General features: G+C 37.5%; 3 protein-coding genes and 2 pseudogenes. 2 read left to right on the top strand and 3 right to left on the bottom strand.

The features are described 5' to 3' along the window. On the bottom strand, positions 1–74 hold a 74-nt coding region (locus tag JJQ72_RS20950; protein WP_481856852.1), incomplete at its 3' end, for an oxidoreductase. Between the two features lie 57 nt (positions 75–131). Between JJQ72_RS20950 and JJQ72_RS20765 the strand changes: the two are divergent. Both JJQ72_RS20765 and JJQ72_RS20135 read left to right on the top strand, forming a co-directional pair. After that, positions 132–528, top strand: a pseudogene (locus tag JJQ72_RS20765) (DUF4274 domain-containing protein); the annotation flags it as partial. A gap of 163 nt (positions 529–691) precedes the next feature. Next, the gene (locus JJQ72_RS20135; protein ID WP_208204777.1) at positions 692–1,123 is read left to right on the top strand and encodes an SMI1/KNR4 family protein; all 432 of its coding nucleotides are present in this window, start codon (positions 692–694) and stop codon (positions 1,121–1,123) included. Between the two features lie 470 nt (positions 1,124–1,593). On the opposite strand, the gene JJQ72_RS20130 is transcribed toward JJQ72_RS20135, so the two are convergent. Both JJQ72_RS20130 and JJQ72_RS20125 read right to left on the bottom strand, forming a co-directional pair. Further along, positions 1,594–1,974, bottom strand: a complete 381-nt coding sequence (locus JJQ72_RS20130; RefSeq protein WP_208204776.1) for a hypothetical protein — start codon at positions 1,972–1,974, stop codon at positions 1,594–1,596. 40 nt (positions 1,975–2,014) lie between these two features. Beyond that, positions 2,015–2,659, bottom strand: a pseudogene (locus JJQ72_RS20125) (IS4 family transposase); the annotation flags it as partial.

Below are 2,659 nucleotides of genomic sequence, written 5' to 3'. Positions count from 1 at the left end.
TGTGCATCCTGCGCGGTCACCAGATTATTCTCTTTAATGAAGGCGCGCAACTGTTGTTTATCCCAAAGTCCCATGTGTTCTCCCAACCTTTCTACTATGTTTCATTTTAATAGTTTTGGGAGTTTACACAATCTATTTTACAGACTCAGAATATAGACAACTCTTTATTACTCCATTACTTTGCTGCAAATTATAATTGGAATAGTGGGTTTGATGTACCAACAGTCATCTTAGAAAAATGAGGCTTGTGATTTAGGGACAGGTTTACTAATGTTCCATTATGCAGATGGCTATCGTTTTTTAGAGAGTTCAGATGAAATTTCAAGTTCTTCATTAAAGGAATGGAAATTTTTTTTGAGAAAGATTTATAATAAACTACTAAGCTTAGACTTTATATCACAAGACATTTCTTTTGACCCTGAATTAACAAAAATTCAAAAGTATAAGTTAAAAAAGAATAACCCAGATCTTCCTGACGTTTTAATTAGTAAGTCTTCAGGCAAAGAGATTGATATACCTAATATATGATGCAATTTGGAGTTGTCAATAAAAGTGCAGTTTGAAAACACACTCATACAGAAATCTCGTTAGGGTCTGTCAATAAGTTTGTATAGTGCGACCTTGCCCGGCAGCACTACACATAATATTTTACGCTCTCACTAGGTGTTAAGTATGAAAGGATTGATTATTAATGAACATACTAGATAATATCAGTAGTATGTACACAATTGATTCTAGAAAATCTCCTTCGAAAGAAGAAGAAATTAAAGCACTACTGGACTTTTCGACAATAGATGTACCTACAGAATTTATAGAAATAAATCAGCTAGCTTCAGACATTGAAATTAATGTTAGCGACCAAATGTATATTCGAATTTGGGGAGCATCTGGGTGCTTAGAAATGAATGAAGCTTATGAAGTACAGAAATATCTCCCGAATTCAATCGCCATTGGTGATGACGAAGGAGGTGGTGCATTAATCTATCTAGAGGGTAAAGATGGTTTTGGGATATATTATACTAGATTCGCAGATTTGGACATTGAGGAGGCAGTGAAAATTACACCATCTCTAACCGAATTATTAGTAAATAATGTAGGTTTGAATACTTTATTAGACAGATGAAATTAAATGGGATACGAAAGAAAGGTCAAATAGCGCTACAATTTGATCTCGCACAAGGATTAAATTCGAGTCAAAGTTAAATGCAGACGAAAGGACCTGGAAAGGAATAATCCCAGGTTCTTTCTAGTGTTACTCCGTAGAAGGCTTGTTTATCGACTGTTACAACGAAGAAATGTTGCTAACGACTTTGGAGTAATTGAGTGTCGTATTAATCGCCTTTCTAAATGCCTTGTAATAGCTGATCAGTTACGAATAACGCAACTGGACTGCAGGTAGCCAGATATGATGAAACAAATTAACCGCTCCTAGTAAGGAGTAAGACTTTTAGACGAATGTGGTGACTCCCTCGTAGAGTCTTTTTTATCTGCTTCTGGGAAGAATGGGGTTATGATTGAGAATGTTGCCTAATGAAATAACCGTGTCTAACTTTTGGGGGTCACTTCGAATCTTTCTGCAAAATAAGGATATTTTCATTTACGCATATTATTGATGCTACCTAATGAGTAAACAATAAGAGAGAAAACCAAGAAGAAAACGATAGGTTCATTTATTAAAAAATAAACGATTGCTATCATTACTAGACCTATTACATTCTGCGTAAAGAGTTTTTTTGTCAACGTCCATCTAACATTCTTCATAATAGTATAGCTAATTAAACTAAAAACCAGATGAGGAATATATAATATTAAGAAAAACAATACAAATACAACCGCATCGCCAGGATCACTATAGCTGGTATCCCCTGATACCAAAGAATTATTTACATTAACTAAAAGAAAACTGTACAAAAGACTCACAATAAGCGAGACAACACACAGATTCAATATTAATTCCTTCTTTAATTTGTTCATAGAATACTCCTAAAAGATGTAATTTTTATTTTATAATAACTCAACTTTCGCGGCTTAAATTTGGCAGATAAGCCTTGATATATCTGGGCAAATCAGCAATCCATTGCTGTAGCTGACTTCGTCGCTGAGCAGATGAAATAAACCACCCAAGGTGCGGTTGTCGGTACTCTGCCGGTGTTGCCAAGCCAGCAGGATGGATCGAGAAAAGACAATGGTCGTGTGGCTGATCAACAAATCATAAGTGCGGCCCCGAAATTCTTTCTGCAAACGCAGCAATGACTTGGCGCACTTAAAGAAAACCTCAATGTCCCAGCGGATTCCGTAGATTCGGATGATTTCTTCCTCGGAAAGCGAAAGATCGGTGCATAAAATGGCGAGCCATTCCTTTTTGTTGGAACGATGGCGCACAAAGACCATCGTGACCAGAATCCCAGGAGACTGCTGAGTGCGAATGCACCGCAGAATGCCTTTGGTGTTCCCTTGAACAGGAGCTGCTTTATAGTAAAGCTCTTGGAGCGTTAACCGCCGGCCATCCAAAAGGTATCTTTTCTTGTCGGCTTTAACCATGCCAATAACATCCAGACCGCGATCGATCATGGATTGGATTAGTGGAGCGTGTGTAAACCAACTGTCCATCAACACGTAAGAAGCTTGCATGCCTGTCGAAAGCGCTCGATCGATCATC

Origin of the sequence: Paenibacillus sp. F411, from assembly GCF_017582705.1 — a bacterium.
In the GTDB taxonomy this organism is placed as follows: Bacteria; Bacillota; Bacilli; order Paenibacillales; family Paenibacillaceae; genus Paenibacillus_AQ; species Paenibacillus_AQ algicola.
Note: the sequence above shows the minus strand (reverse complement) of the source record. Positions and strands in the feature narration are given on the sequence as shown.